This is a genomic window from Clostridium sp. CAG:43 (assembly GCF_000434655.1).
Classification (GTDB): domain Bacteria; phylum Bacillota; class Clostridia; order Lachnospirales; family Lachnospiraceae; genus Otoolea; species Otoolea fessa.
This window is the reverse complement of sequence record NZ_FR895114.1, coordinates 1-1,425: the sequence shown is the minus strand read 5'-3', so window position 1 is coordinate 1,425 and position 1,425 is coordinate 1. Positions and strand designations below refer to the sequence as shown.

Sequence of the window (1,425 nt, the reverse complement as noted above, 5' to 3'; positions counted from 1 at the left end):
GTCCAGCTTATAATAGACCAGCCTCGGGTCCTCCGGACGCCACTGTACAATATCAGAACGCACAAACATCGCTCCGACCCCATTGGAAACGATATTTAAAGAAGTCAGCACCTGATCCACCATCATCACGGTTTTCATCGTAAAACCGCTGTTGCGGCACATTTTCGCGCCTCGTTTATACATATCATTGCCCGGTTTCATCGTGATAAACGGCACATCCTTAAATTCCTTTAACGGAACCGCCTCCACCTCCGGTTTTAAAAAGGACTTGGACAGAATCTCCTGCCTGGACAGTCGGTATGGCTGCAGCTTCCGGTTAACCGGAAAACTTTCCGGAACTGCCAGAATCAGATTTTCCTTCCGGAATAAATACCGTTTGATCGAAGTATCGTCCTTCTCCATCGCCGTCTCCAACACCAGATCCAGCGACTCATTTTCCAACCCCGCTTTCAGCTCCCGCGTATTTCCTTCTGTTAGGTCAATCGTAACCTGCGGATATTTTGTCTGAAAACGGGCAATCAGATCCGGATACACAAACGAGCAGAAATAAGATGCACCGCCGAGCGCCAGCGTGCCGCCCTGAAGCCCCGCAATATCTTGAAAATACCGTTCCAGATTCCGTTCCAAAAAAAGAATCTTTTCAACGGTACGGATGTAATACGCGCCCTCCTTCGTCACCGTCAGCGGAATCGTACTGCGATCAAAAATCGGCGCTCCCATCTCTTTCTCTGCCTTCCGCACCATGTTGCTGAGTGCTGGCTGGCTGATAAAAAGCTTCTTCGCCGCTTTGGAAAAACTCTTTTCTTTGTAAACCTCATACACGTACTTCATTTCATTCAGCATTTGTCAATTCCCCCTGTCCATTTTCCATCCTGCTTTGCTTAAATGATGTTACGGTTCTTGCACACATGACCCATAACGAATTTTGCCATGGCTCTGCACTTAAATATGGCTGATCCACTTTCCCATATCTCTATGCTAAAATCTGCTATAAACGAATATAACCGCCATATCTAACAGTTATTTTTTATTGTTATTATTTTATCATAAGATTTCTATATCTGTAAACAAATAAACTGTATTTTCCGTCCGTTTTCAGGCAGAATCCAGCTTATTTTACAAAACTTCCAGGTGCGTGAATCAGCACTCAAAAGAAGCTGCGAACACCTGCGCTCTGCACATCTAAGGCAGCTAACCTGCGTCCACAGCTTCCATTTTTAATATGGAGGTTTATTCAATTCCTAAGCTTTTACAAATTCCTGATGTTTTATATTGCGGCTGCTCAAGGGGAAATCACAGCCGCAATTCATGCAGTCTTTCATTGACAATTCGTTCTTGATATTTCTTAATATGTAGCCAAATTATTTATCACCCAGGCATACAACCTTGCCGTCTTTTACGATCAGAACCTCTTCCGGTGTTCCC

At 44.5% G+C, this 1,425-nt stretch carries 1 protein-coding gene (only partly in view); it reads right to left on the bottom strand.

Annotated elements, in window-relative coordinates; genetic code table 11:
* Window positions 1–843 carry the 5' portion of a LysR family transcriptional regulator gene (locus QVO97_RS11300; RefSeq protein ID WP_022360425.1) on the bottom strand. It extends 171 nt beyond the left edge of the window, so the window shows 843 of its 1,014 coding nt (coding positions 1–843); the start codon lies at window positions 841–843; its stop codon lies beyond the left edge, outside the window.
* Between the last annotated feature and the right edge of the window lie 582 nt (window positions 844–1,425).